Source organism: Coprobacter sp. (genome assembly GCF_982436375.1).
On sequence record NZ_CEWDCG010000314.1, the window covers coordinates 1 to 2,124 of the forward strand.

A 2,124-nucleotide genomic window follows, 5' to 3' on the forward strand; every position below is an offset into this window, starting at 1 on the left:
ACACAAGGATTTTCAGTCCTTTGCTCTACCAACTGAGCTATGGCACCATCGTTTTTGCGTGTGCAAAGATATAAATAATTTTATATTTGCACAACATTTTGTCCGCTATATTTTAATTTTCTTTGCTGAGAGAGTTCCAGCCTTGAGCTTTTAATTCTATCTCAGCACCGTCTCTGGTAATCATATAAGCCCCAAGGGAAGGAGCTGTAATATGACCTATAATACGAATACCCGGAAGAGCTGAAATGTCATCATGTTTAGCCAGCGGTACGGTAAACAGCAGTTCATAATCCTCTCCACCATTAAGAGCAGCAGTGATAAGACTCATATTGAATTCTTCCGCCATAACGGCTGTTTGGTAATCTATGGGGATACGTTCCTCATAAATACGACATCCGGTATGACTTTGTCTACATATATGCAATAATTCGGAAGAGAGTCCGTCCGAAATATCCATCATTGCTGTTGGCACAATATCCCGTTTTGCCAATTCTTCGATAATATCTTTACGAGCTTCCGGTTTTAATTGTCTCTCAAGGAGGTATTCTCTACCTTCAAAAGCGGGTTGGAAATTTTTTTCTCCAGCAAAAACCTTTTTTTCACGTTCGAGCAATTGTAACCCCATATAAGCAGCACCCAGATCTCCACTTACGCAGATCAAGTCATTTTCTCTGGCTCCATTCCTATATACAATCTTTTCTTTATTTGCTTCACCTATACAAGTAATGCTGATTGCCAACCCGGTGAGAGAAGCGGAAGTATCTCCTCCGATCAGATCTACATGGTAAACATCACAAGCAAGTTGAATACCGGCATATAGTTGTTCTAAATCTTCGACCGAGAAACGTTTTGAAATGCCTAAGGAAACAGTAATTTGTTTCGGCTGTCCATTCATTGCATAAATGTCTGAAAAATTAACAACGGCTGACTTATATCCTAAATGTTTTAAAGGAACATAAGTTAAGTCGAAGTGGATACCTTCAAGTAGCAGATCGGTTGTTACTAATACTTGTTTTTCTTTATAGTCGAGTACGGCAGCGTCATCCCCGATACCTTTTAGTGTAGAGTCGTTTTTTACTTCTACATGTTTGGTTAAATGGTCGATAAGTCCAAATTCACCAAGAGATGCTATTTCTGTACGTTTAAATTCTTCCATTTTATTTAATTGGGTTAGCAAAATGCGGAGTACTTTACAGATAAAGACTCCGCATTTTGTCAAATATATCTTTTAGAACTGTTCTACGAGTTCTTTCATTATTAATGTCATTTTAGGTTGAGCCAGGGCTGCGGCTTTTTGAACTTCTTCGTGAGAAGCTTTTTCTACAATACCTTCGACTCCGAGGTCGGTGATGACTGATATTGCAAATACTTCCATATCACTATGACGGGCAACGATTACTTCAGGGACAGTGGACATTCCGACGGCATCACCACCTATGATTTTGAAATACTTGTATTCTGCGGGAGTTTCGAAGGTAGGCCCTTGTGTCCCTACATATACGCCCTGTTGTAAATATATGTTGTTTTTTTCTGCGATCTCAAAAGCTTTTTTAATGAGTCGTTTAGAATAAGCTTCACTCATATCTGGGAATCGAGGACCGAGCTCATTATAATTTTTCCCATGCAACGGATGTTCCGGGAATAAGTTAATATGATCACGTATCACCATTAGGTCTCCTACTTTAAAAGTGGGATTCATTCCTCCGGCAGCATTTGAAACAAATAGAGTTTTTACACCTAATTGTTTCATGACGCGTACCGGGAAAGTTACTTGTTTCATATCGTAGCCTTCATAAAAATGGAATCGGCCTTGCATAGCCATGATGTCTTTAGTGCCCAGTTTCCCGAAAATGAGTTTTCCGCTATGTCCTTCTACTGTAGAGATCGGGAAATTAGGAATATCTTTATATGCCAGTTCTTTCTGGTCGGTGATATGGTTTACCAGTTCGCCTAATCCTGTACCTAATATAATGGCTGTTTCAGGGATAATAGAGAACTGTTCTTTGATAAATGCTGCAGTTTCTTTAATTTTTTCAATCATAGCTAATTCGGTTTTTTAGATAATTTATTTGATAACAAATATAGCGAAAAACTTTGAATAAGAATTCTTATTTTTTTTCAAAC

Annotated in this window: 2 protein-coding genes; both read right to left on the reverse strand. The window is 38.3% G+C overall.

Annotated features, from left to right (window positions below; all coding sequences use genetic code 11):
* Window positions 1-112 precede the first annotated feature (112 nt).
* Window positions 113-1,156 (reverse strand): thiamine-phosphate kinase, encoded by a 1,044-nt coding sequence (gene thiL, locus AC1WHX_RS11995; RefSeq protein ID WP_270214775.1) that lies wholly within the window; start codon window positions 1,154-1,156, stop codon window positions 113-115.
* A 72-nt stretch (window positions 1,157-1,228) separates the two neighbouring features.
* Window positions 1,229-2,041, reverse strand: coding sequence for a purine-nucleoside phosphorylase (locus AC1WHX_RS12000; protein ID WP_302545404.1), 813 nt, complete (start codon window positions 2,039-2,041; stop codon window positions 1,229-1,231).
* Window positions 2,042-2,124 lie beyond the last annotated feature (83 nt).

Bases quoted from the DNA above. Each gene is read 5' to 3' on its own strand.
- thiL (WP_270214775.1), bottom strand. From the start codon at position 1,156: ATGGAAGAATTTAAACGTACAGAAATAGCATCTCTTGGTGAATTTGGA.
- AC1WHX_RS12000 (WP_302545404.1), bottom strand. From the start codon at position 2,041: ATGATTGAAAAAATTAAAGAAACTGCAGCATTTATCAAAGAACAGTTC.